At 58.2% G+C, this 23,002-nt stretch carries 24 protein-coding genes and 1 tRNA gene; 6 read left to right on the top strand and 19 right to left on the bottom strand.

Annotation, left to right across the window (positions count from 1 at the left end; translation table 11 throughout):
- Window positions 1-55: 55 nt before the first annotated feature.
- From GSF67_RS03790 to rpoZ, 10 genes are all read right to left on the bottom strand, one after another.
- Complete coding sequence (locus GSF67_RS03790) at window positions 56-433, bottom strand: response regulator (protein WP_006311540.1); 378 nt, start codon at window positions 431-433, stop codon at window positions 56-58.
- 134 nt (window positions 434-567) lie between these two features.
- Entirely contained in the window at window positions 568-1,320 is a 753-nt protein-coding gene (locus GSF67_RS03785; protein WP_006311539.1) for a Crp/Fnr family transcriptional regulator, read from the bottom strand.
- Window positions 1,321-1,468: 148 nt separating this feature from the next.
- Complete coding sequence (gene era / locus GSF67_RS03780) at window positions 1,469-2,419, bottom strand: GTPase Era (protein ID WP_006311538.1); 951 nt, start codon at window positions 2,417-2,419, stop codon at window positions 1,469-1,471.
- 74 nt (window positions 2,420-2,493) lie between these two features.
- Window positions 2,494-3,213: a ribonuclease III gene (rnc, locus tag GSF67_RS03775; RefSeq protein ID WP_006311537.1), complete on the bottom strand. Its 720-nt coding sequence runs from the start codon at window positions 3,211-3,213 to the stop codon at window positions 2,494-2,496.
- Window positions 3,210-3,956: a signal peptidase I gene (lepB, locus tag GSF67_RS03770; protein WP_006311536.1), complete on the bottom strand. Its 747-nt coding sequence runs from the start codon at window positions 3,954-3,956 to the stop codon at window positions 3,210-3,212. Before lepB ends, rnc begins: the two co-directional genes overlap by 4 nt.
- A 206-nt stretch (window positions 3,957-4,162) precedes the next feature.
- Window positions 4,163-4,567, bottom strand: coding sequence for a holo-ACP synthase (acpS, locus tag GSF67_RS03765; RefSeq protein WP_006311535.1), 405 nt, complete (start codon window positions 4,565-4,567; stop codon window positions 4,163-4,165).
- Complete coding sequence (locus GSF67_RS03760) at window positions 4,564-5,142, bottom strand: DUF2062 domain-containing protein (RefSeq protein WP_006311533.1); 579 nt, start codon at window positions 5,140-5,142, stop codon at window positions 4,564-4,566. The genes acpS and GSF67_RS03760 overlap by 4 nt, the downstream gene beginning before the upstream one ends.
- A gap of 267 nt (window positions 5,143-5,409) precedes the next feature.
- Window positions 5,410-5,556 (bottom strand): hypothetical protein, encoded by a 147-nt coding sequence (locus GSF67_RS03755; RefSeq protein WP_035214828.1) that lies wholly within the window; start codon window positions 5,554-5,556, stop codon window positions 5,410-5,412.
- Between the two features lie 196 nt (window positions 5,557-5,752).
- Window positions 5,753-7,987 (bottom strand): bifunctional (p)ppGpp synthetase/guanosine-3',5'-bis(diphosphate) 3'-pyrophosphohydrolase, encoded by a 2,235-nt coding sequence (locus GSF67_RS03750; RefSeq protein WP_010971343.1) that lies wholly within the window; start codon window positions 7,985-7,987, stop codon window positions 5,753-5,755.
- A gap of 132 nt (window positions 7,988-8,119) precedes the next feature.
- Window positions 8,120-8,509 (bottom strand): DNA-directed RNA polymerase subunit omega, encoded by a 390-nt coding sequence (gene rpoZ, locus GSF67_RS03745; RefSeq protein WP_006311530.1) that lies wholly within the window; start codon window positions 8,507-8,509, stop codon window positions 8,120-8,122.
- A gap of 392 nt (window positions 8,510-8,901) precedes the next feature.
- Here rpoZ and GSF67_RS03740 point away from each other — a divergent pair, with 392 nt between their 5' ends.
- Window positions 8,902-9,471, top strand: a complete 570-nt coding sequence (locus tag GSF67_RS03740; protein WP_006311529.1) for an NYN domain-containing protein — start codon at window positions 8,902-8,904, stop codon at window positions 9,469-9,471.
- Between the two features lie 217 nt (window positions 9,472-9,688).
- Complete coding sequence (locus tag GSF67_RS03735) at window positions 9,689-11,188, top strand: methyl-accepting chemotaxis protein (RefSeq protein WP_006311528.1); 1,500 nt, start codon at window positions 9,689-9,691, stop codon at window positions 11,186-11,188.
- A 150-nt stretch (window positions 11,189-11,338) separates the two neighbouring features.
- Here the strand turns inward: GSF67_RS03735 and smpB are convergent, their stop codons facing one another.
- From smpB to GSF67_RS03720, 3 genes are all read right to left on the bottom strand, one after another.
- A complete protein-coding gene (gene smpB, locus GSF67_RS03730) occupies window positions 11,339-11,821 on the bottom strand; it encodes an SsrA-binding protein SmpB (RefSeq protein ID WP_006311527.1) in 483 nt (160 codons plus the stop codon).
- Window positions 11,822-11,984: 163 nt separating this feature from the next.
- Window positions 11,985-12,869 (bottom strand): 4-hydroxy-tetrahydrodipicolinate synthase, encoded by an 885-nt coding sequence (gene dapA / locus GSF67_RS03725; RefSeq protein WP_006311526.1) that lies wholly within the window; start codon window positions 12,867-12,869, stop codon window positions 11,985-11,987.
- Window positions 12,870-12,933: 64 nt separating this feature from the next.
- Complete coding sequence (locus GSF67_RS03720; RefSeq protein ID WP_006311524.1) at window positions 12,934-13,230, bottom strand: hypothetical protein; 297 nt, start codon at window positions 13,228-13,230, stop codon at window positions 12,934-12,936.
- Between GSF67_RS03720 and GSF67_RS03715 the strand changes: the two genes are divergently transcribed.
- Window positions 13,229-15,301, top strand: coding sequence for a lytic transglycosylase domain-containing protein (locus GSF67_RS03715; protein ID WP_006311525.1), 2,073 nt, complete (start codon window positions 13,229-13,231; stop codon window positions 15,299-15,301). The two genes, GSF67_RS03720 and GSF67_RS03715, sit on opposite strands and share 2 nt — an antisense overlap.
- A 157-nt stretch (window positions 15,302-15,458) precedes the next feature.
- On the opposite strand, the gene GSF67_RS03710 is transcribed toward GSF67_RS03715, so the two are convergent.
- From GSF67_RS03710 to GSF67_RS03695, 4 genes are all read right to left on the bottom strand, one after another.
- Complete coding sequence (locus GSF67_RS03710) at window positions 15,459-16,553, bottom strand: porin (RefSeq protein ID WP_006311520.1); 1,095 nt, start codon at window positions 16,551-16,553, stop codon at window positions 15,459-15,461.
- A gap of 507 nt (window positions 16,554-17,060) precedes the next feature.
- Window positions 17,061-18,167 (bottom strand): porin, encoded by a 1,107-nt coding sequence (locus GSF67_RS03705; protein ID WP_006311519.1) that lies wholly within the window; start codon window positions 18,165-18,167, stop codon window positions 17,061-17,063.
- 626 nt (window positions 18,168-18,793) lie between these two features.
- A complete protein-coding gene (locus tag GSF67_RS03700; RefSeq protein WP_006311518.1) occupies window positions 18,794-19,102 on the bottom strand; it encodes a hypothetical protein in 309 nt (102 codons plus the stop codon).
- A gap of 287 nt (window positions 19,103-19,389) precedes the next feature.
- Window positions 19,390-19,480, bottom strand: a tRNA-Ser gene (locus GSF67_RS03695).
- A gap of 162 nt (window positions 19,481-19,642) precedes the next feature.
- Here GSF67_RS03695 and GSF67_RS03690 point away from each other — a divergent pair.
- Both GSF67_RS03690 and GSF67_RS03685 read left to right on the top strand, forming a co-directional pair.
- Window positions 19,643-19,984: a hypothetical protein gene (locus GSF67_RS03690; protein ID WP_006311517.1), complete on the top strand. Its 342-nt coding sequence runs from the start codon at window positions 19,643-19,645 to the stop codon at window positions 19,982-19,984.
- A 91-nt stretch (window positions 19,985-20,075) separates the two neighbouring features.
- A complete protein-coding gene (locus tag GSF67_RS03685; protein WP_006311515.1) occupies window positions 20,076-20,252 on the top strand; it encodes a hypothetical protein in 177 nt (58 codons plus the stop codon).
- Here GSF67_RS03685 and GSF67_RS03680 read toward each other — a convergent pair whose 3' ends face one another.
- On the bottom strand, window positions 20,253-21,053 hold the full coding sequence (locus GSF67_RS03680; protein ID WP_006311513.1) for an aldolase/citrate lyase family protein: 801 nt from the start codon (window positions 21,051-21,053) through the stop codon (window positions 20,253-20,255).
- Between the two features lie 7 nt (window positions 21,054-21,060).
- Complete coding sequence (locus tag GSF67_RS03675) at window positions 21,061-22,278, bottom strand: NAD(P)/FAD-dependent oxidoreductase (RefSeq protein WP_006311511.1); 1,218 nt, start codon at window positions 22,276-22,278, stop codon at window positions 21,061-21,063.
- A 328-nt stretch (window positions 22,279-22,606) separates the two neighbouring features.
- Here GSF67_RS03675 and GSF67_RS03670 point away from each other — a divergent pair, with 328 nt between their 5' ends.
- The gene (locus GSF67_RS03670; protein WP_006311510.1) at window positions 22,607-22,954 is read left to right on the top strand and encodes a hypothetical protein; all 348 of its coding nucleotides are present in this window, start codon (window positions 22,607-22,609) and stop codon (window positions 22,952-22,954) included.
- Window positions 22,955-23,002: the final 48 nt, after the last annotated feature.

Here is a 23,002-nt window from a genome sequence, read left to right as displayed (position 1 = left end):
AAACCTGTCCGAATTTCGATTCAAGCCCGATCATAACCGATCTGGCGGCGAAACGTTATTCTTTTACGGCGTCGCGCGGCATGCCGACGAGTTTGAGAACAAAATCCATGATTTCCGTTTCCCCGAAGGGCTTGCCGAGCAAAGGCGAATGCAAGAGATCATCGGGAAACCCCGTCGTGTCGCCGTAACCGCTGACGAAACCGAAGGGAATTCCCGCCATCCGCAGCTGGCGCGCAAAATCGTAGCTCTTGCCGTCGGAAAGGCTGACATCGAGAAGCACGCAATCGGCGCCGTCCTGTTCAACGACCTGTCTTGCCTGCGCAAGCGTCGTGGCGATGATGATCGATTCGACACCCATGGACTGGAGAACCGCTTCAACATCAAGCGCCACCAGATATTCATCCTCAACGACGATAACCCGTTGTGGCACCATAATTTTTTCATCCTAATGACGAGACCGCATGGCTAAAAAAAGCAGTCTCCAGTATAATTCTCGCGGGAGATATGATCACAGCAGTCGCAAATTGCGGCCTCACCGTCATTTAAAAAAGACATGTCGTAAAACAATCAGATGAACGGCCTTTGCCGCTTTTCGTCGCTTTCCCAGCCCGCCACATGGCTCAAGCCTGCCTCGTCCAGCACCAGGCAACCCTTGTCAATCCAGCGAATGAGGCCGCGATCGACCAGCTTTCTCAACGTCTTATTGGTGTGGACGATCGAAAGACCGAGTGTGTCGGCGACATGCTGCTGGGTGACGGGGATCGGTGTTTCACCAGGCAGCAAATTGGCTGCTTTGGCCTTGCGATAAAGGAAGGCAATGAGATAGGCGGCACGTTCGATGGCAGTGCGACGCCCGATGCTGAGGAGGTGATTGTCGAGCATGCGTTCTTCGCTTGCCGCAATCCACGTCAGGTCAAATGCGAGCGTTGGGTGATCAGTGAAGAGATTGTTGAGGCGGGAGCGCTCGAAGACGCAGAGCGTGACCGGCGACAGCGCTTCGACGGAGTGCTCCATTTCCCCCATCACCGTGCCCTGAAGGCCAACAAGGTCGCCCGGCATCACATAATTGAGGATCTGTCGGCGCCCGTCCTCCAGCGTCTTGTATCGGAAAGCCCAGCCATGCAGGACAGTATAAAGATGAGCGCTGTGTGAGCCCTCCATCAGAATGACGGAGCCGCTTTCCACTGCGAGTTCCCCCGTCTTGAAACGGGAAACAAAATCGAGTTCGGAGGAGGAAAAGTCCCGGAAATGCGGCAGGTCGCGCAAGGGACATTGCTGGCACGGGGTAGTGGAAATTCCGTTCGGTTTTTTTGGCGACATGAATATCCATCATCAAAAAAAGGTTGCGCCCAATTGTTTTGGAACAACCGGCCCGAACGTGTTCGGTTCCCGGTGGTAGACGAAGATATTCCCACCTCATTCCTGCGCTTGTCACAGGAATGAGGTGCCGGAGAAAACCGGGAGTGCGTTAACCCCGCGGGAATTCGAGACCCATTTCACGGAAACGCTCGGGGTCGTCGCCCCAGTTCTCACGCACCTTCACGAACAGGAAGAGATGCACCGGCTGCTCGAGGATTTCTGACAGCTCCTTGCGCGAGGCGGTGGAGATGGCCTTGATCGCATCGCCGTTCTTGCCGAGCGCGATCTTCTTCTGGCTGTCGCGCTCGACATAGATCACCTGTTCGATGCGCACGGACCCGTCCTTGCGCTCTTCCCACTTTTCCGTCTCGACATGCGAGGCATAGGGCAGTTCCTGATGCAGGCGCAGGAAGAGTTTTTCGCGGGTGATTTCGGCGGCGAGCTGGCGCATCGGCAGATCGGAAATCTGGTCTTCCGGATAATACCACGGGCCTTCCGGCAGGGTCTCCACCAGATAATCCATCAGGTCTTCGCAGCCCGAACCGTTGGTGGCGGAAATCATGAAGGTGCGGTCGAACGCGACCTTTTCGTTGGCGGCGGCGGCGAGCTTCAGAAGGTCTTCGCGCTTCACCTGGTCGATCTTGTTAAGGCACAGGATTTTCTTCTGCGGAACGTCCTTCAGGCCTTCGAGAATGGCCTCGGCATCACCCTTCAGGCCGCGCTCGCTGTCGATCAGCAGCAGAATGAGATCCGCATCCTTCGCACCACCCCAAGCCGAAGTGACCATGGCGCGGTCGAGCCTGCGGCGCGGCTTGAAGATGCCGGGCGTGTCCATGAAAACGATCTGCGCATTCTTGTGAATGGCGATGCCGCGCATGACCGCGCGCGTCGTCTGCACCTTGTGGCTGACGATCGAGACTTTGGCGCCCACCAGCCGGTTCACCAGCGTCGATTTTCCGGCATTGGTCGGGCCGATGAGGGCGACGAAACCGGAACGGGTCGGAAGGGCATTGTCTTCGCCCGTTACGGCGGGATTTTCGTGATCGGTCATGATATCCATCAAGGTCAGAGGTATTCAACATGCGGCCAAAGGGTCCGCCATGCGCTCGGTTGCAGCACCCTGTCGTCGGGTGCTCAGTTTCCGGTGGGGCTTTTCCGCCAGACGCCTTCGCGTTCCAGCAATCTGGTTGCCGCCACCTGTTCGGCCGCGCGCTTGGAGCGCTCAACGCCGGTTTCCGGCTTCACGCCGGGAATTTCCACCGTCACGGTGAAGCTGGGATCGTGATCCGGTCCGGAGCGATCGTCAACCCGGTAAGCGGGCGTCGCCGCAAATCGGGCATGCGCCCATTCCTGCAATTCGGTCTTGGCGTCACGCCGCCCGGCATCCACGCTGGTTGCGCGGCCCTGCCAATATTTCAGAATGAATTTGCGCGACGCTTCCAGCCCGCCATCCAGATAGATGGTGGCGATCAGGCTTTCGACCACATCGGCGCGCACGTTCAGCATCGCCTTGCCGGTCAGCTTCTTCACATCTGATCCAGTGCGAATGAAATTATGCAGGCCCATTTCGTCGCCGATTGCGGCGCAGGATTCAGCGCTGACAAGCTGGTTCAGCCGGACGGACAATTCGCCTTCGCTGGCATTACGGAAGGTGGAAAACAGCAGTTCGGCGACGCAGAGACCGAGAACGCGGTCGCCTAGAAATTCGAGCCGCTCGTAATTTCCGGCGGCGGCGGAACGGGCGCTGGCATGGGTCAAGGCCCGGTCGAGCCGGGCCTTTTCCTTGAATTCATATCCGATCAACGCTTCCAGACGGGAAATTTCGTCCGCGGAAAGCGGCTTGGTCTTGCTCATCCCACAACCTTGAACAGGCGGTCCCAACGCATGTTGGCAGGCCATTCCCAAATGCGGCTGAACGGCGTGTCGTTGCCCAGCGAGAAGAAGATGACGCTGGCGCGGCCGATCAGGTTTTCTTCCGGTACGAAACCGACGTCGAAACGGCTGTCGAGCGAATTGTCTCTGTTGTCGCCCATCATGAAATAATGGCCTTCCGGCACCACGAATTCACGAGTGTTGTCGCCGCGCGAGTCGGGCGACTGGTCGAGCGTGTCGTAGGTGACGCCATTGTCGAGCGTTTCGCGGAAGACCGGCACATTGGTGCCCGGATCGGCGCGGTAATCGGAGGTGAAGGTGCCATCGGGCTGCTTCGGAACCGGCTGGCCGTTGATGAACAGCACGCCGTTCGTCACCTGCACGCGGTCACCGGGCAAGCCGACCAAGCGCTTGATGTAATCCACTTCAGGATTGGGCGGCAGGCGGAAGACCACGACATCGCCGCGCTTCGGCTTGCTGAATTCGAGGATGCGGCCGGAAAAGAGGTTCGGCGAAAAGGGCAGCGAATATTTCGAATAGCCGTAGGAGAACTTGTTGACGAACAGATAGTCGCCAACCAGAAGCGTCGGCATCATCGAGCCTGACGGGATCGTGAAGGGCTGAAACAGCACGGTGCGGATGACCATTGCCAGCAGCAGCGCCTGAATGATGACCTTGACGTTCTCCCAGAGGGCGTTCTGCTTCTTCTCAGCTTTTTCGGACACTTATAGACCTGCCTGATTGTTCCCCGGCTCCTTCGATTTCAGAAGCTCCCGGGCCGTTGCTTATCGCGCCTGCGGCGGGTGATGCTGTTTCACGCAGCCGGCAACGCTTTCATATTTCTGCGACTTCTCTAGAACCTTTCCAGCCCGAAGGGAAGCGCTTCTGTGACACCTCTGCAAATAGAGCGCCTTTACGGCGGCAGCGCGCCTCACCCATTCACGGGAAGCGCCTCGATGATCACAAATGCCTGAGCATAGGGAAAGTCGTCCGTGATCGTCAGATGGATATTGGCGCGGTGACCGGCGGGCAGCATCGCCGCCAGCCTCTCCCCTGCCCCGTTGGTCAGGATCATCGTCGGTTTGCCGCCCGGCAGATTAACGACGCCCATATCCTTCCAGAAAACGCCGTTCGCAAGCCCGGTTCCAAGCGCCTTGGAACAGGCTTCCTTGGCGGCGAAACGTTTGGCATAAGACGCGGCACGGTTTTTCCGGCCGTCCGATTTCGCCCGCTCTATATCGGTGAAACAGCGATGGGTGAAACGTTCGCCGAAACGTTCGATCGATTTTTCGACGCGGCGGATGTCGATCAGGTCGCTGCCCAATCCAATGATCATTTCAACATCTCCAGAGAAGCATTCTTATTGGCGGCGCGGTGGGCGAGATTTTCCATCTTGCGCCGCTGGAAGCCGCTGATGAGGCCGTAGACGGCGATATAGGTAATGACAGCGCTGATGGCGGCGGGAAACAACGCGCCGATGGTCATGGGCTCCAGAACCGGCGTCCATATCTGCCGGAATTCAAGATGGCTGAACAGCGCGACGAAATCCACATGCGCCACACTTGCCGTCTTCTGCCGGCCGAGGATGAAGTGGCCCAGTTCCCAGGTGGATGCCCAGATAAACGGAAATGTCAGCGGATTGGCGAAGGTGGTGCCGAGCGCGGCTGCCACGAGATTGACGCGCAGGAGGAAACCGAGCGCCATGGCGATGACGATGTGGACGCCGAGAAAGGGTGTCCACGCCACGCCCACACCGATGGCGACACCGGCGGCAACCGAATGGGGAGAAGCGGAAAGCCTGAGCAGACGCAGCTTCATATAGCGCAGCGAACGGGAAAAACCCGTGCGCGGCCAGAAGAGGTCACGAATCTTCTCTGAAAAACCAACGGGTTCACGGCGACGAAATGACATGGGGTGCAGTTTATTTCATCGCCCGGGCCGCGCCAAGAGGTTGGTAGACGGCAAAGAACTTTTGCCGGACATTCTTCTCAGCTTCATTTCGGTGTTGAGCCGGAATGTTCCGGGGAACGGGAGTAAGAAGGATGCTCCCGTTATGGATGCGCGCTTGTTGGTGCGCATCCGCATTGTTTTTCTGGCAGAGCACGAGACCGCGTCACAATGGCTGCGAAACTCGTGAACCACATACGCATGGCGAAGGGCTGCCATGCGCTGAGTGCATTACCGGCGGAACAGGCCGCGGTCGATTTCGCGCTGGCGGAACTCGAGGTCGACATTCGACACGGAGCCGCTGAGATAATCGAATTCGCGTTCCTGGGTGGTCTTGCCACGAACGGCGCGGGCGATCTTGCGAAGCGGAGTAAACATGATTTCATGTCCTTTCAGTTTGGAAATGGCGTTTCTCATCGGTGTAGGACCACCGGCACGCCGCGTTTTCCGTTTTCAATTTCTGAAAGGAAGATAATCGCAAACCCCATCAACGACCAGAGACAGGAAAAGGCCGCTGCCATGCACTCAACGCATAACAACGGCCTTTTGGTATTTGCAGAAGATCAAAAATGCCTCAATCGAAGGCACGCGCGACAGTCGACACGCAATCGAGATCCTTGAGTTGCGACAGCAACTGGTTCAGTTGCCGCAAATCCCACACTTCGACATCCAGCGCCAGCTCGGAGAAGTCAGTGCCGATGCGGACCATGTTGAGTCCGCGGATGTTGACATCTAGCGTCGCGATCGATTGCGCGACGGAGGCGAGCGTGCCCGGCTCGTTCAGCGCATTGATCATCACCCGCGCCATGAAGCGCGACTTGTTCGCCTCGTCCAGATCCCAGCGCACATCGATCCAGCGTTCCGGTTCATCGTCGAAGCGTTGCAGCGCCGGCGCCTGAATGGGATAGATGGTGATGCCCTTGCCTTTTTCCATGATGCCGACAATGCGGTCCCCGGGAACGGCGCCGGCGGCACTGAAATGCACGTCGACATTGCCGGAGAGGCCACGGATGGGCAACGGGTCGGGTCCATCCAACATCTCGGCCGCGCCATCGTCCTCCAGAACGGAGCGCGACTTGCCGGGAATCTTGAAGACCATGCCAGAAGCGCTACGCATGTTGAACCAGCCGTCATCACCGGTCATCTTCACCGTGACGCGCTCATCCTGATAATCCGGGAACACCGCACGCAGCACATCGAGCGACGAGACCTCACCACGGCCGACGGCAGCGATGGCGTCTTCGACATCCTTCTGCGCCAGGCGGTGCAGCACGGGTTTCAAAGCTTCCCGCGAGAAGGCCTTGCCGGCGCGCTCGAAGGTGCGCTCCAGAATGCGATAACCGAGGCCGGAATATTGCTTGCGGATGGCCATGCGGGTGGCACGGCGAATGGCCGAGCGGGCCTTGCCCGTTACCACCACCTCCTCCCAGGCGGCAGGCGGTACCTGCACGCCGGAGCGGATGATCTCCACCTCATCGCCATTGTTGAGCCGGGTGACGAGCGGCATGATCCGCCCATTGATCTTGGCGCCAACCGTGGTGTCGCCGATATTGGTGTGCACCGCGTAGGCGAAATCGATGGGGGTGGCGCCCCGCGGCAGGGCAATCAGCTTGCCCTTGGGCGTGAAGCAGAACACCTGGTCCTGGAACAGTTCGAGCTTGGTATGCTCCAGGAACTCTTCCGGGCTGTCGCCTTCGGCCAGCGATTCGATGGTGTGGCGCAGCCAGGAATAGGCATTGCTTTCTTTCGAAAGCAGATCGCCCTCCCCGTTTTCGCCGTCCTTATAGAGCGCATGGGCGGCGATGCCGAATTCGGCGATCTCGTGCATGCGCTTGGTACGGATCTGCAGCTCGATACGCTGGCGCGACGGGCCGACGATCGTGGTGTGGATGGAGCGATAATCGTTCTGCTTCGGGGTGGAGATATAGTCCTTGAAGCGGCCCGGCACCACGCGCCAGCGGGTGTGCACGATGCCCAGCGCCCGGTAGCAGCCGGGAATATCATCCACCAGAATACGGAAACCGTAAACATCGGAAAGCTGCTCGAAGGAGAGCGACTTCGACTGCATTTTACGGAACACCGAATAGGGCTTTTTCTGACGTCCCTTGACGTGGGTGCCGAGCAACCCGTTGGCCACCAGCAGCTCACGCAGCTCGTCCTCGATCTTCTTGATGAGGCCTTCATTGCGCGTTTCCAGTTCCAGCAGGCGGTTGGTCACCGTCTCATAGGCTTCCGGATTGAGATAACGGAAGGACAGGTCCTCCAGCTCGTCGCGCATATCCTGCATACCCATGCGCCCGGCGAGCGGCGCATAGATTTCCATCGTCTCCTCGGAAATGCGGCTGCGCTTGTCGGCCGGCATATATTCCATGGTACGCATATTGTGCAGGCGGTCGGCGAGCTTGACCAGAAGGACGCGCACGTCGTCGGAAATGGCGAGCAGCAGCTTGCGCAGGTTTTCCGCCTGCTTGGCCTTGCGGGTGACGAGATCGAGCTTCTTGAGCTTGGTGAGCCCCTCCACCAGCCGGCCGATGTCTTCGCCGAAGAGTTCATCGATTTCAGCGCGGGTGGCGGTGGTATCTTCGATCGTATCGTGCAGCAACGCCACCGCGATGGTCGATTCGTCGAGATGCATTTCAGTGAGGATCGCGGCAACTTCAAGCGGATGCGAGATATAGGGGTCGCCATTGGCCCGCTTCTGCTGGCCATGTTTCTGCATCGCGTAAACATAGGCCTTGTTCAGCAGGGCCTCATTCGCATCCGGTTTATATTTTTGAACCCGCTCGACGAGTTCGTATTGCCGCATCATGCGATATTCCACAAAAAGAAAGCGCGCCAACCTTGGGGTCGGCGCACAATGCTGCATCAATAGGGATCAGATTATGACGGCAACTATTGACAGACGGTAACCACCGCCTGCCAAAGGCATCATAAAACCGGATCAATAGTCGTCATTTTTTTCCGGCGGCACAAGGCCTTCGATACCGGCCAGCAGTTCTTCTTCCGACATCTGGTCGAAAGTAACCGTTTCCGGCTGATCATCGTCTTCGCCATCGGCAGCGGAGGCGGCGAGCGTGACCGGATCGGGCTCGGGCTCGTCCACTTCCACATGCTTCTGCAGCGAGTGGATGAGGTCTTCCTTCAGATCATCGGGAGACAGCGTCTCGTCGGCGATTTCGCGAAGCGCCACGACCGGGTTCTTGTCGTTGTCGCGGTCAACCGTGATGGAGGACCCTTGAGAAATCTGGCGCGCACGGTGGCTCGCGAGAAGCACCAGCTCGAAACGGTTGTCTACTTTATCAATGCAATCTTCAACTGTGACGCGGGCCATTGCCTGTCCTTTGCGAGTCGTAATGTCGTGGATCAGAGCGCCGTGCTTTCTTCGGGATGCACAAGGGATGCTCTAACCTATTGAATCTGCGCTTCGTGCCTTGCGAAAAACGCTTGGGATTCCTCGCGACGAAGCCTTCCAGCTTCCGATACAGCCATTGGCCGCGGAATTCAAGTTTTTCCTGTCTTTGGCGTCTTTTGGCACCTTATTGCCCTTGTTTGGCGTCTGATGAACAAAATGTCTAGAAGAATTGTCTTGGAATACGGGTGAAGTTACCTTACTTAAAACGCAACGGCGCACCGTAAAATTCGTTGATACCACATGATTTTTTGCATTTGCGACCGGAAATAAAAGCCAGATAATGGCCTTTCCAAAAAAAGGAATGGGATGGAATGTTCGATCCACGGGAGAAAATTGCGCTCTTCATAGACGGAGCCAATCTTTATGCAGCATCAAAAAGCCTGGGGTTCGATATCGACTATCGCAAGCTTCTGAAGGCATTTCAGAAGCGTGGCTATCTGCTGCGCGCCTATTATTACACCGCGCTTATCGAGGATCAGGAATATTCCTCGATCCGTCCGCTGATCGACTGGCTGGATTATAACGGCTACAAGGTCGTGACGAAGCCGGCGAAGGAATTCACCGACGCGCTCGGCCGCCGCAAGATCAAGGGCAATATGGATATCGAACTTGCAGTCGATGCCATGGAACAGTCCGAGACGGTCGATCACTTGGTTCTGTTCTCGGGCGACGGCGATTTCACCACGCTGGTGGACGCGCTGCAGCGCAAGGGCCGCAAGGTCTCCGTTGTTTCGACCATGGCCACACAGCCCGCCATGATCGCCGACGACCTGCGCCGCCAGGCCGACCACTTCATCGATCTGATGACGCTGAAGGCCGAAATCGGGCGCGATCCGAGCGAGCGCCCTGTGCGTCACGCCGAAGGTCCGGAGACGGTCTGATCCGGGCTTGCCCTGTTGACATTAAGAAACGCGCCCGTCGAAAAACGGGCGCGTTTTTGTTTGCGCATACGCCGCCCCGTGGCCGGAAAATCGCCGCTTTAATTAACAAACGTCAAATCCGGCCAGTCAAAATTATATCTTGGTTAATTTTAGACGTGTCTAAATCACGCACCGGCGCCAGAGACATGATTTGGGCGCCAAAGCAGGATGATTAGACATGCACGGCCAGGCCAAAAACGACCGACAACTCGATGAAAGACTGAATTTTCTGGGGCTTGGCCACGGTGAGCGGCAAAATCTTTCAGACATGAAGGGTGTGATCACCGGTTCACTCGATGCGTCTCTAGATCGTTTTTATACAAAGGTTCGCGCGGTGCCGGAGACGGCGAAGTTTTTCTCCAGCGAGGCCCATATCCAGCACGCCAAGAGCATGCAGCTCAAACATTGGTCCAGGATCGCCTCCGGAACGTTCAATGAGGACTACACCAATGCCGTGACTGCCATCGGCCGCACCCATGCGAGGCTGGGGCTGGAGCCCCGCTGGTATATTGGCGGTTACGCCCTGATGCTTGATGGCATCGTCAAGGCGATAATAGACTCCGAACTGAAGGGCCTTTTCATGGAAAAGAAGGCCAGAAAGGTGAAGGAGGCCTTGTCCGCCACCATCAAGGCCGCCCTTCTCGACATGGATTATTCGATCTCCGTCTATCTCGACGTGCTCGCCACCGAACGGCAGAAGGTGGAGGCAGAGCAGGCGCAGATGAAGAAGGAGCAGGATCACGTTCTCGAGCTGCTCAACAACGCCCTCGACAGGCTGGCCAATGGCGATCTCACCTCCAGCATCGCCGAAAAGACCGCGCCGCAATTCGAAGGGCTGATCGCCAATTTCAATGCCGCGGTCGGCAATCTCTCCGGCGCCTTTGCGCAGATCGTCGAAGAGGCCAACAAGATTTCCGGCAACACGCGTGAACTGACCGCCGCGACCGACGACATGGCCCGCCGCACGGAGCAGCAGGCCGCCGCGCTGGAGGAAACCGCCGCCGCCGTCGAGGAAATCACCACCATTTCCAAACTCTCGGCGCAGCGCTCCGAAGAGGCCAAGGCCATTGTCGAAAGCTCGGCCGTGGAGGCCGCGCGCTCGCGCGACGTGGTGACGGATGCGGTGAAGGCGATGGGCGCGATCGAGGAATCGTCGCAGAAGATCACCCAGATCATTTCCGTCATCGACGAGATTTCATTCCAGACCAATCTTCTGGCGCTGAACGCCGGCGTGGAGGCCGCACGCGCCGGTGAGGCCGGCAAGGGTTTCGCCGTTGTCGCCCAGGAAGTGCGCGAGCTCGCGCAGCGCTCCGCCAACGCCGCCAAGGAAATCAAAACGCTGATCGCCAAGTCTTCCGAGGATGTGACGCAGGGCGTTTCGCTGGTCAACAAGACGGGCGAATCCTTGAATACGATCGGTAACAAGGTCGATCACATCAAGGATCACATCACCTCGCTAACCAAAGCGGCGCAGGAACAGTCCGTCGGCATTCAGGAAATCAGTGCGGCGATCAACAGCATGGACAATCTGACCCAGAAGAACGCGGCGATGGTGGAAGAAACCAATGCGGCCACGCATAATCTGAGCGATGTCAGCGCCAATCTGGCGGCGCTGGTGAGCCGGTTCAGCGTTTCGGCAACGCGGGCGCATGTGGAGCGGACGTATCGGGCTGCTTGAAGGGTAGCAGGTATCCTCACTCTCCTCATTCCTGTGCTTGTCACAGGAATCCAGTTGACGCGCGTCTGCGCGACGAGAAGAGTCCTTTCAGCCCAAGGACTTGGGCTGGCTGGATTCCTGTGACAAGCACAGGAATGAGGGAGGCAGGTTTTAAGCGTTGCCACCCTTCAACAGCCGCGACTTCTGTCGGTTCCAGTCGCGTTCCTTCTCGGTCTCGCGCTTGTCATGCAGCTTTTTGCCCTTGGCAAGTGCCAGTTCCAGCTTCGCACGACCCTTCTCGTTGAAGTAGACCTTCAGCGGTACCAGCGTCATGCCGTCGCGGTTGATGCCGGCGCGCAGGCGGTTGATCTCGCGCTTGTTCAGAAGCAGTTTGCGGCGGCGGCGCGGCTCGTGGTTGAAGCGGTTGGCCTGCAGATATTCCGGCAGGTGGGAATTGATCAGCCAGATTTCATCGCCCTCGTCCGAGGCATAGGATTCGGCGATATTCGCCTTGCCTTCGCGCAACGATTTGACCTCGGTGCCGGTCAGTACCAGCCCCGCCTCATAGGTATCGATGATTTCATAGTTGAAACGAGCCTTGCGGTTTTCCGCAACGATCTTGTTCACCACGCGCTGGCTGCCTTTGGGGGCCATGATATTTCAATCCCTTGTTTTTCTTATTGCACCTTCGGCCTTGCCGCCGAAAGCGGTTTTCGAACATCTATTTAATGTTGTCGCCGCAAAAAGAAAAGGCGCGCGGGAGGGCTTCTGTTACGAAGCGGTCCATGGCGCGCCTTTCAATCTTTTCAGGCGTATCTCAGTTCATCAGGCCGGCATGCTTCAGCGCCGCATCGATCGCCGCTTCCGTTGCCGGTTCCAGCGTGCTCATCAAGGGCGAACGGACCCGGCGGTTGCCGCCGCGTGTCTTCGACAGCGCGTATTTGGTGCCGCAGACGCCGGGCTCCATGAAGATTGCCCTGTGCAGCGGCATCAGGCGGTCCTGATACTCAAGCGCCTTGGCGTAATCACCGGCAAGCATTGCCGCCTGAAACTCGGAACAAAGGCGCGGCGCGACATTGGCGGTGACCGAAATGCAGCCGACGCCGCCATGGGCGTTAAAGCCGAGCGCCGTGCCATCCTCGCCCGACAGCTGGACAAAATCCTTGCCGCAGGAAATGCGCTGTTCGGAAACCCGGTCGAGCTTGCCGGTCGCATCCTTGACGCCGATGATATTCTTATGCGCCTTGACCAGCGCACCCATGGTTTCCGGCGACATATCCACCACCGAGCGCGGCGGGATATTGTAGATGACGATCGGCAGTTTCACCGCTTCGGCGACAGCGGAAAAATGCGCGAACAGGCCCTTCTGCGTCGGCTTGTTGTAATAGGGGGTGACGACCAGCAGGGCATCCGCACCGGCTTCCTGCGCGTGCAGCGCAAGCTCGATTGCTTCATCGGTATTGTTGGAGCCAGCACCCGCAATGACCGGAACCCGTTTCGCCGCAACCTCGATGCACAGCTCAACGACCCGTTTGTGCTCATCGTGAGAGAGCGTCGGGGATTCCCCCGTCGTGCCCACGGGCACAAGGCCGTTGCTGCCTTCGGCGATCTGCCATTCCACATGGGCGGCAAAGGCCTTTTCGTCCACGGAACCATTGTCCGTGAACGGGGTAATGAGGGCGGGAATTGATCCCTTGAACATGCAAAGCTCCTGGCGCCGAGCGGTTCATGCTTCGGCCGCATTCGATGGTTAAAACCGGCACACATTAGAGCCAGCCCTTGGCGCCGACAAGCGCAAAGGCAGCGTATTTTGTCCGAAATTGTCGGAAGTGTGACAGTCTCCGGGCCGGGATCGGCGAGCGCAAAAAGCTGACGCCAAAAAGCGACGTCGCTCGCGGGCCGGTGAATAAAAGTTGATCGAATTGCAGGGCGGAAATTAAGATTTCATTAAGCCTGAAATCCCAAGATTCCGGTGCGGGACTGAAAACCTTCTCGGCAATCCCGCTGCAATGAAGCGATATTACAAGAAAGTCGACAAATCCGTACACGATGAAGAGCGGCATGAAAAAGACAGTCTGGGGATTAATGGCGGCGGGGCTTGCCGCAACCGTTTGGAACGCACTGGCCGGACCATTGCCGGAAGGTGCGGCCCCCCTTCCCTATGTCAAGCCAAACGCGCCGGCCGTTCCCGCTTTCATGCCCGCCTCGCCCGAAATCACCGGCGCCATACCGCGCCTCAACCGTCCCGATGATACCACCCAGTTGAAGGCCGGCCTCGACGCGCTTTCCAGCCGCGATGCCGCCAGGGCAATCGCGCTGCGCAACACCATGCCGAGCGGCAGCCTCGACCGGCATATTCTCTCTTGGGCGATTGCTGTCTCCGGCCAGAAGGACGTGCCATCAGCCGAGATCGCCACCGCCCAGCGCGAACTGGCCGGCTGGCCCGGTGCCGCCACCCTGCGGGCGAATTCCGAAAAGGCGCTTTACCGGGAAGATCCGCCGGCCGCTCAGGTGCTTTCAGCCTTCGGCAGCAGCCGGCCGGAAACGGCAGAAGGTACGGTCGTGCTTGCCAAGGCGCTCGCCTCCTCCGGCAAGACAGACGAATCGCAACGTCTCATTCGCCAGCTCTGGGTCAGCGAAGGCATGGACAAGGACATGGAAGACCGTGTGCTTGCCGAATTCCCTGCCTATCTGACGCCGGTCGATCACAAGGCGCGGATGGATTATCTGATGTATCGCAGCCGCATCGGACAGGCGAAGCGTTTCGGCGATCTCGGCAAGGCGCAGTCGCTTTATAATGCCTGGGCGGCGGTGCTGCAGCGATCCGCCAATGCCACAGCGTTGCTGGGCAAGGTCGACGCCTCCTGGCGCAACGATCCGACCTATCTCTTCGCGCGCATCGAGAACCTGCGCAACCAGCAGAAATATCCCGAAGCCGCCGTCCTTCTGCGGCAGGCGCCGAAGGACACGGCCAAGCTCGTCAATCCCGGCGAATGGTGGAATGAGCGCCGCATCATCGCGCGTGGTGTTGCCGATCTCGGCGATTTTGCCGAGGCCTATCGTATCGTCGCCAATCATTCGGCCACCTCGTCCGTCGATATTGCCGATGCCGAGTTCCATGCCGGCTGGTATGCGCTAAGGGCGATGCGTGATCCGGCGACGGCGGCGCGCCACTTCAATACGCTGCTGCAGACCTCGAACCGGCCGCTTTCGGCCTCGCGCGCCTATTATTGGCTTGGACGGACGGCGGAAGCCGGCGGGCCGGGCAATGCCCGTGATTTCTTCGCCAAGGCAGCGGCCCATCCCGGCACCTTCTATGGCCAGCTTGCCGCCGCGCGAATCGGCACGAAGACCCTGAACGTCAGCTACCCCAACCCCAGCAACGGCGACCGGGAACGTTTTGCCGGCCGTGAGGCCGTGCGCGCCATCGACCGGCTGGAGGCAGCGGGTTACGGCTGGCGCGCCGACAGTCTTTACCGGTCGCTTGCCGAACAGCTCGACAGCCCCGGCGAACTTGCGATTCTGGCGGCGCGTGCGGAGGGCAACGGCAATCATCAGGTCTCGCTGCAGATCGGCAAGACCGCCTTCAGCCGCGGCATCGATGCGGCAGCTCTCGCCTATCCGCTGGGCGTCATTCCGGCCAGCGCCAATATTGCCGGCTCCGGCAAGGCGCTCGCCTATGCCATCGCCCGGCAGGAAAGCGCCTTCAACCCGGCTGCCGTCTCCGCCGCCAATGCCCGTGGCCTGCTGCAATTGCTGCCTGGAACCGCCAAGGGCGTGGCCGGCCGCCACGGCCTGCCCTATACGCAGGCGATGCTGACCAGCGATGCCGGCTACAACGCCACGCTCGGCGCGCATTATCTCGGTGAGCAGATCGACAGCTTCGGCGGTTCCTACATCCTCACCTTCGTCGCCTATAATGCGGGGCCGAAGCGTGTGCCGGAATGGATCTCCCGTTATGGCGACCCGCGCGGCAAGCCCATCGACGAGGTGGTCGACTGGATCGAGCGCATCCCCTTCCCCGAGACGCGCAATTATGTGCAGCGGGTGATGGAGAATTATCAGGTCTATAAGACCAGGCTCGGGCAACAGGCCGATATCGTCGATGACCTGCGCCATGGGCGGGCGGGGTAAAGGGCGGCTCCATCGTCATCAGAGCATTCAGGCACGGGCTAGCCCGTGCTTTTTTGTTTCAACAGTCAGACGACACGCCGCATTACCTCTGGACCCCCAAATGAAAAAACCCCGGCATCTCTGCCGGGGTTTCCTTCACTGACTGCGTCAGATCAGATTAAAAGTCGCGCTGAAGGCGGACGAAACCGGTGACCTGATCGTCCTGACCGTCTTCGTCGTAGTAGTTTGCAGTGATCTTGGTGCTCAGACCATCGGTGATCTTGTAGTCGATCGTTGCGCCGGCGGTCCATGCGTCGCGATTGGACCAGTCGTTCGAAACGATTGCAGTTGCACCGGTGTTCACGACAGTGATCTTGTCGCCAACATTGCCGAGATACTGCACTGCCGGGGTGATCGTCAGGCGGTCGGTTGCCTTGATCGCGTATTCAGCAGCGACCGTCCATTCGGACAGAGCGTAGTAAGCGTTGGGGCCAGATGCCCAAACACCAGCAAGTCCAAGGGTGCCAGGTCCGATATCCGCGAATACCATTGCGCGGATAGCGCCTTCTTCCTGATCAACGTCGTAAGAACCGATCAGCTGAAGAGTAGCAGCGCCGAACTTTCCGCCAACGCCGGCCGTGATGCCAACATTGTTGTCAGGCTCCTGCGAAAGCGGGAACAGACCAGCAGCATTTGCCGGACCAGTGATGGTTGCGAACTGGCTACCAGTGCCTTCAAGTTCGTCAACCGAGATACCAGCCCAGAACGAACCGGTGTCGTAGGTATAACGGATGGAGTTGAAGAGCGTATTGGACGAAAGAAGATCGGTCTCGCCAGAGAGATCGTCATCCCACCAGCTGTAGAACTTACCAACGCGCAGGCCACCAAGTTCGATGAATGCCTGACGAGCTTCAAGACCAGAAGAGCTGGACTGACCGTTGCCTGCATCAGCACGGAATTCGATGAAACCACGCAGGGCGCCGAGTTCGGTATCGGTGCGGGTGTCAACGTTGAACTGAGCGCGGGTAAACGAATTCCAGTCCGACGTGCCGGACTGATCGCGGCCGAAGTTGGTCTGGAAACGAACGTAACCGCTGAACTTCAGGCAGGTTTCGGTGCCAGGGATGTAGAAGAAGCCGGTGCCGAAAGCGTCGCAGACGCGAACATATTCCAGGGGCTCGGGCTCGGCAGCGACGATGGCGTCGGCAGCGTGAGCGCCGGATACTGCTGCGAGAGCTGCAGCGGAGCCGATAAGAAGGCTCTTGATGTTCATGGTTGACCTCCAGTCAAACGCTTAATCTTCTAAGCAGCGGGTGGGAAAGCACTCAGAAATGCGTGCCGCTTATGAACCTGATTAGAGCTAAAACTGCGCAGGTCGGCAATCTCAATCATGACAAAAGGAAGACAGTAAGGTGTCCTTAGTTTTTCATTGTTGCGAAATAGCTACAATTCTAACGGCTGAGCACATTCATTAACAAAAGGTTAATTTCTTATTTGTTTCAGTAGCTTAGTAAATCTACCGCATCTCCGCCCGGAGGAAGAGGCGTCTTGGAAACTCGTCCAAAATTTGGCGTGCCTTATTCAAGATTGAGAATATGACCGTTCTTATTGCCTCTTTTCAGCTGATTCCTCTGCGTCCGGCGATCCATACGAATCAGGAATCGGCGGAAACCGTGAATAGCTTTTTTGATGCGAGATTCGAGTTATTGCGCGATTGTCGGAAATAGAAAAACCCCGGCATTTCTGCCGGGGCTTCCATCACTGACGATGTCAGATCAGATTAGAACGAGCGCTGAAGGCGAACGAAGCCCTTCCACTGCTCATCACGATTGTCTTCGTCGTAGTAGTTAACTGCGACCTTCGTGGAGAGACCAGAAGTGATCTTGTAGTCGATCGTTACGCCAGCCTGCCATGCATCACGGTCAGACCAGTCGTTGGTGATGATTGCAGTGCTGGTCTGAACGCCAGCGGAGTTGACGATGCCGATACGGTCAGCAACGTTGCCGAAGTACTGACCACCGGGGGTGATCGTCAGCTTGTCGGTTGCCTTGATTGCGTATTCAGCAGCAACTGCCCACTCGGATTCAGCGTAGTAAGCGTTTGCGCCGGAAGCCCAAACACCAGCAAGACCGAGAGTGCCCGGACCGAGGTCGGCCGTAGCGATCAGGCGGATTGCGCCTTCTTCCTGGTCGGTGTCGTAGCCGCCGATGAGCTGCAGGGAAGCAGCGCCGAGCTTGGCGCCGAGGCCGAGAGCGATACCAACGTTGTTGTCAGGCTCCTGCGAAAGCGGGAACAGGCCAGCAGCGTTAGCCGGACCAACGATCGTTGCGAACTGGCTGCCCGTACCTTCGAGTTCGTCAACCGAAACGCCAGCCCAGAACGAGCCTGCGTCGTAAACGTAACGAGCCGAGTTAAACAGAGCGTTCGTGGAGAGAACGTCAGACTCGCCAGAGAGGCCATCGTCCCACCAGCTGTAGAACTTACCGACCTTCAGGCCGCCGAGTTCGATGAAGGCCTGGTCAACGAATACGCCAGACGAAGCGGCAGAACCGTTGTCAGCATTGCCACGCAGACCGATGAAGCCACGCAGAGCGCCGAGCTCGGTGTCGGTACGGGTGTCAACTTCGAACTGAGCGCGGGTGAACGAATCCCAGTCAGAAACGCCAGACTTGTCACGACCGAAGTCGGTCTGGAAACGAACGTAACCGCCGAACTTCAGGCAGGTTTCGGTGCCGGGGATGTAGAAGAAGCCAGTGCCGAAAGCGTCGCAAACGCGAACGTATTCCAGGGGCTCAGGCTCAGCAGCGACGATAGCGTCGGCAGCGTGAGCGCCGGATACTGCTGCGAGAGCCGCAGCGGAGCCGATGAGAAGGCTCTTGATGTTCATGGTTGACCTCCAGTCAAAGTTTTTAAGTGGGTCTGGGTACTTTCGCTGAAGGACAGCATTCCCTGCCCCATTCCCGTGTTCTTAGAAGCCAAACGATCCACCGCCTCGCTTCTGGTGGTGAAAATACAAAAGGTTTCGCCGCTTGCAATCACCAACATCCGATAAAGCGCATTTACGTATATGCTTCATTTCGGTTTGTTGCGGAAACAACACACACTGAGCATCCAGCCTATGACTGCTTTTACAAAGTGTTAAGATTTTTGTTGAAAATCCGTTAGTTAGCGAAGTTAACAAGGTCTTTCTAAACTATCGGACTTTCCAGCCACTCCTTGCTCTCCAGGAGCGCGACAGCGGGATTTATTACGTGGATTGATTTGGAATCAAAGTTGCACCTGAAATGCACAGAGAGGCAAAAGCGGGAAAGACCGCTTGCCCGGGGCTGATTCACCAAGCAGCGATTCGACGGGAGGATAGATATTCGGCGTAACTGGATGATGTGCCTCGGGCGCATGCCGCATGCCACCGACGACGCCACTTCCTGTTGGGTGCAGCCGCTTCGGTGCCTGCCTGTATACGAACCGCGACCATAACCGGACTTGAGAACAGGTCCGGTGCCGGTTTAGGGCTCAGCTGCGGTCCAGAGCCACATCGAGTGAACGCCGATCGATTCGCTCCCGCAACGCAATCACGACGGCCAGCAGAAATTCCCGGCGTCGGGGCGCGGTGGTTTTCTCCAAAGTCGTCGTCAGCCGTGCGTGAATCTTCTCCATAAACCCCACATGGTCAAAGCGATGGGCGGATATGTTGATTTCAACCTCGTCCATATAGTGTGCGAGGTGTGGACCCAGTTCCAGATTCGCGTCCGTCTGATAGTGAGAAGCCATCTGCTCAGCAAGCGTGGCCATCTGCGCGTAAGGGCCGTATTCGTCGGTCATCAAATCTCCTTCGTGCGGGCGAAGATTTAGATAGGCGATCTTTTTCCGAGAACGAGATGCCTTGAAGGCTCATCCGCATAAAAGATCGACTCGAATCTCTAAAATATCCGTGATCAATCCATAGCCTGTCGATTCGTTCTTCAGCGCGAGTGCTGACGAACGCCGACAATTGCTGAAGGTCGCAAGGGAGGAAATCGGTTGCCAGCTGCCTGGCCTGCCGTCACATTACGTTCGGCCTGCAGCCAGGGAGAAATGTCGAAGCGATTATTAGTTTTGAAAGAAACTGATGGCGGAGAGGATGGGATTCGAACCCACGATACGCTTTTGACGTATACTCCCTTAGCAGGGGAGCGCCTTCGACCACTCGGCCACCTCTCCGGTGCGGCCTGATTATTGCTTAAAAAAAATGAATGCAAGGCTTTTTCGCCAAGAACCCGAAAAACCTGTTGGGCAAATAGGGCTCCGTGAAACTTTGCAGGCAATTCGGGAACTTCTTGCAGGCCGACACGTTCTGGCTTCGGTAACAAAAGAGGTGTTCTAATGGCTCAGACCAAACTGAATGTTGTCGAAGACACGATCGAAAACCAGATTGCCGAGTTGCGCTCGCAAATCTCGTCGCTTTCGAAATCCGTTTCCGCCCGCGCCGAAGGTGTGAGCGAAGATGCGTCCGAATTTCTGGACGAGGCACGCGGCCGGGTTCGCAAGGCCGCCCATAATGTTCGCGCCCAAGGCCAGAACGTTGTGGAAGCCGTGAAGGAAAATCCGGGTACGGCAACCTCGCTGCTGACGATCGTCGGCGCACTTGGTTTTGCGATCGGTTATGCGGTCGGTACGAGCACACAACAAAGCTCGTCCAACAGCAGCCTTTATCGCTGGCGCTGATCGCAGTATAAATTGAAGTTCAGGCAAGGCGGGTCTCTCCTGCCTTGCCTTTGCCTGTTGGTTTAAAGCGCAGTGAAAATGGGGGGCGAATATGCGGTTCAGCGACGATCTTGAGGCAGCCTTGTCGGATTTCGCAAGGGATCACGCCATAGACAGGGATGAAGCCGTGCAGCGCATCGTTCGCGCCGCCCTTATCAATACCGGCTACCTCGCCTCCGGCGAAGAAGGCATCCCGCCGGAAAAGCTGAATGCCAGCAACGACGACTGATCAATAGCCCGATCTGGATGGCTGAGATGCCGTTCCGCGCTTGTAACGGGCGGAGAGCGAGCGAAGCGTGTTGGCGAATTCCGTCACATCGGCACCAACAGCCACGAAGGATGCGCCAAGCTCCAGATAACGGCGATTATAGGCCTCGTTGAAGGTCAGAATGCCGGCAGCTTTGCCCGCCGCGACGATCTTCACGATCGCTGCTTCAATCACGGCCTGCACTTCCGGCTCGTCGATCCGGCCGAGATAACCCATGTCGGCGGCGAGATCGGCCGGGCCGATGAAGACGCCGTCCACACCTTCCACCGCAAGAATATTGTCGAGATCGTTGATCGCCGCCCGCGTTTCTGCCTGCACCAGCAGGCAGACGCCATCCGAGGCGCTGTCGACATAATCGGCTATCGTGTTGAAGGCGGAGGCACGGGCCACCGCTGCGCCCATGCCGCGAATTCCACGCGGCGGATAATGCATGGCGCTGACCAGATCGCTCGCCTGCTCCGCCGAATCAACCATCGGCACGAGGAGCGTGCGTGCGCCGGCATCCAGCAACTGCTTGATCATCCAGCTTTCGCCAACGGGCACGCGCACGACAGGCTCGGCGGGCGATGTGGCAAGCGCCCGCAGCTGATCAATGATGCTGCGCAGATCATTCGGCCCGTGCTCCCCGTCGATCACCAGCCAGTCGAAACCCGCGGTGCCAGCGATTTCCGCCGTGATGGCCTCGCCCATATCGAGCCAGAGGCCAATCTGCGGCTTGCCCGCATGGATGGCGGTTTTGAAACGGTTTTCGGGAGCGGGCATGATATCCTCAGGAAAGCAATAATTTCAGATCGGCGGCAGCGTCCGCCAGGATGGCGCGATCCGGCTCCGCACCGGCATCGAGCAGTTTCTTGCCGGCGACATAGGCCTTGGCATCATTGACGGCATCGACAGCCACGAATCGACCGTCGCGGAAATACCAGACAGACCAGCTGCCTTCGCGCGCACCGGGCCTCAGCATCGTTTCGTCGTAACCGAGATTGAAGCCGGCAATCTGCAGCTTCACCTCATATTGATCCGACCAGAACCAGGGTTTCGCCTCATAGGCGGCTTCGGTGCCGGCCAGCACCTCAGCGGCGGCCTCAGCCTGATCAACGGCGTTCTGTACCGATTCGAGACGCACATGCTGACCGCGCCACGGCAACATGGCGCAATCGCCGACTGCATGAATATCCGCATCCGATGTGCGGGTAAGAGCGTCAACGACAATGCCGTTGCCGACATCAAGGCCCGATTCGCGGGCAAGCCGGTCGTTCGGAGTCACGCCGATGCCGACGATGACAAAATCGACATCGAGCATCGAACCGTCGGAAAGTTCGGCAGCGGCCACCCGGCCATCCATGCCGACAAGGCGCACGAGCCCGGTTTTTTCGTGGATAGAGACGCCATGGGCCTGATGGATGCCGCGCATGATATCGGCGGTTTCCTTCGCTGCCACGCGCTGGAGAATACGGTCGGCCATCTCGATCAGCGTCACTTCAAGGCCGAGCTTGCGGGCAACCGCCGCCGCTTCGAGGCCGATATAACCGCCGCCGATCACCAGCAGCCTGCGCCCCGGCTTCATCTCATCCACCAGACGGTCGGCATCGCGCTTGTCGCGAACCGTCAACACGCCTTCGAGATCGCCGCCAATGCTGGCGGGCAGCAGACGGGGTGCCGCGCCCGTCGCCAGCGCCAGCTTGTCATAGGAAAGTGTGCTGCCGTCCTGCATGCGCACGGTTTTCGCCGCGCGGTCAATCTCCTCCACCCAGGTAGAGAGCCGGATATCGACGTTGTTTTCCGCGTACCATTCCTCGGGGCGGAACATCAGCCGGTCAAAGCTCATCTCGCCGAGAAGGTATTTTTTGGAGAGCGGCGGCCGCTGGTAGGGATAGGCATCCTCGGAGCCGATGATGGTGATGGGGCGCTCGTCCTTCAGCGCCCGAAGCTTCGACGCCAGCGCGAAAGCGGCCTGCCCTGCCCCGACGATTACCAGCCTTTCCGTCACAGTCCACTCCCAGAAGAATCACGAAGCGCCGATGGTGCCGCACCTCGCGAAGTCATATTGCCGGATCAGGCGTAACGCCAAGTACGGCCCCAGTCAACCGCGCAGCGACACCAGCCCTGTGCAAGCGTGACACATTATCAGCATAGCCTGCGGCTTCGCTGCAACCGGATGGGGCATAGCGCATTTTCATGAGTGGAAACATCGGCTTCCCCAGCGAAAGCTGGTCGAGATCGACACAGACTAGAGAGAATTGCGTAGATTTCCTTCACGCCCTGGCAAGGAAGCCGCGTTAAAATAGGCACCTAAAGAGGCAATCCGGGAGGTTGTCATGGCTCTACATATGGATATCAGTCAGAACGTCCCTCAGGACGAGAAGTACGAGAAATTTCCGATCGACCGGCCCGGCAAGATCACCTTCATCGGGCATCACCTCAGCGCCAAGGACACCATGCGCTGCCTGGTGCGCAGCATTTCCCTTTACGGTGCGGAACTGGATGTGAGCCCCGAACTGGAAATGCCGGCCAATTTCTATCTGGAGATTCTCGGCATTCGCGATGAGATCGGCTGCACGCTGATCCGCCGGGAGGAAGAAAAGGTCACCATCGGTTTCAACATGCTGATCGATGCGGAATTCCTGCACCATGTCCGCCGGCTGAGTTTCGAGACCAGCGCCTGAGTCTGTTGCGCCGGGCCTGCCGCATCTGGCCGGCAGGTCTTGCCCGCG

The sequence above is a fragment of the Agrobacterium sp. CGMCC 11546 genome, from assembly GCF_013365515.1.
GTDB classification, from domain to species: Bacteria; Pseudomonadota; Alphaproteobacteria; order Rhizobiales; family Rhizobiaceae; genus Agrobacterium; species Agrobacterium fabrum.
Note: the sequence above shows the minus strand (reverse complement) of the source record. Positions and strands in the feature narration are given on the sequence as shown.

Bases quoted from the DNA above. Each gene is read 5' to 3' on its own strand.
- GSF67_RS03790 (WP_006311540.1), bottom strand. From the start codon at position 433: ATGGTGCCACAACGGGTTATCGTCGTTGAGGATGAATATCTGGTGGCG.
- GSF67_RS03785 (WP_006311539.1), bottom strand. From the start codon at position 1,320: ATGTCGCCAAAAAAACCGAACGGAATTTCCACTACCCCGTGCCAGCAA.
- era (WP_006311538.1), bottom strand. From the start codon at position 2,419: ATGGATATCATGACCGATCACGAAAATCCCGCCGTAACGGGCGAAGAC.
- rnc (WP_006311537.1), bottom strand. From the start codon at position 3,213: ATGAGCAAGACCAAGCCGCTTTCCGCGGACGAAATTTCCCGTCTGGAA.
- acpS (WP_006311535.1), bottom strand. From the start codon at position 4,567: ATGATCATTGGATTGGGCAGCGACCTGATCGACATCCGCCGCGTCGAA.
- GSF67_RS03760 (WP_006311533.1), bottom strand. From the start codon at position 5,142: ATGTCATTTCGTCGCCGTGAACCCGTTGGTTTTTCAGAGAAGATTCGT.
- GSF67_RS03755 (WP_035214828.1), bottom strand. From the start codon at position 5,556: ATGTTTACTCCGCTTCGCAAGATCGCCCGCGCCGTTCGTGGCAAGACC.
- GSF67_RS03750 (WP_010971343.1), bottom strand. From the start codon at position 7,987: ATGATGCGGCAATACGAACTCGTCGAGCGGGTTCAAAAATATAAACCG.
- rpoZ (WP_006311530.1), bottom strand. From the start codon at position 8,509: ATGGCCCGCGTCACAGTTGAAGATTGCATTGATAAAGTAGACAACCGT.
- GSF67_RS03740 (WP_006311529.1), top strand. From the start codon at position 8,902: ATGTTCGATCCACGGGAGAAAATTGCGCTCTTCATAGACGGAGCCAAT.
- GSF67_RS03735 (WP_006311528.1), top strand. From the start codon at position 9,689: ATGCACGGCCAGGCCAAAAACGACCGACAACTCGATGAAAGACTGAAT.
- smpB (WP_006311527.1), bottom strand. From the start codon at position 11,821: ATGGCCCCCAAAGGCAGCCAGCGCGTGGTGAACAAGATCGTTGCGGAA.
- dapA (WP_006311526.1), bottom strand. From the start codon at position 12,869: ATGTTCAAGGGATCAATTCCCGCCCTCATTACCCCGTTCACGGACAAT.
- GSF67_RS03715 (WP_006311525.1), top strand. From the start codon at position 13,229: ATGAAAAAGACAGTCTGGGGATTAATGGCGGCGGGGCTTGCCGCAACC.
- GSF67_RS03720 (WP_006311524.1), bottom strand. From the start codon at position 13,230: ATGCCGCTCTTCATCGTGTACGGATTTGTCGACTTTCTTGTAATATCG.
- GSF67_RS03710 (WP_006311520.1), bottom strand. From the start codon at position 16,553: ATGAACATCAAGAGCCTTCTTATCGGCTCCGCTGCAGCTCTCGCAGCA.
- GSF67_RS03705 (WP_006311519.1), bottom strand. From the start codon at position 18,167: ATGAACATCAAGAGCCTTCTCATCGGCTCCGCTGCGGCTCTCGCAGCA.
- GSF67_RS03700 (WP_006311518.1), bottom strand. From the start codon at position 19,102: ATGACCGACGAATACGGCCCTTACGCGCAGATGGCCACGCTTGCTGAG.
- GSF67_RS03690 (WP_006311517.1), top strand. From the start codon at position 19,643: ATGGCTCAGACCAAACTGAATGTTGTCGAAGACACGATCGAAAACCAG.
- GSF67_RS03685 (WP_006311515.1), top strand. From the start codon at position 20,076: ATGCGGTTCAGCGACGATCTTGAGGCAGCCTTGTCGGATTTCGCAAGG.
- GSF67_RS03680 (WP_006311513.1), bottom strand. From the start codon at position 21,053: ATGCCCGCTCCCGAAAACCGTTTCAAAACCGCCATCCATGCGGGCAAG.
- GSF67_RS03670 (WP_006311510.1), top strand. From the start codon at position 22,607: ATGGCTCTACATATGGATATCAGTCAGAACGTCCCTCAGGACGAGAAG.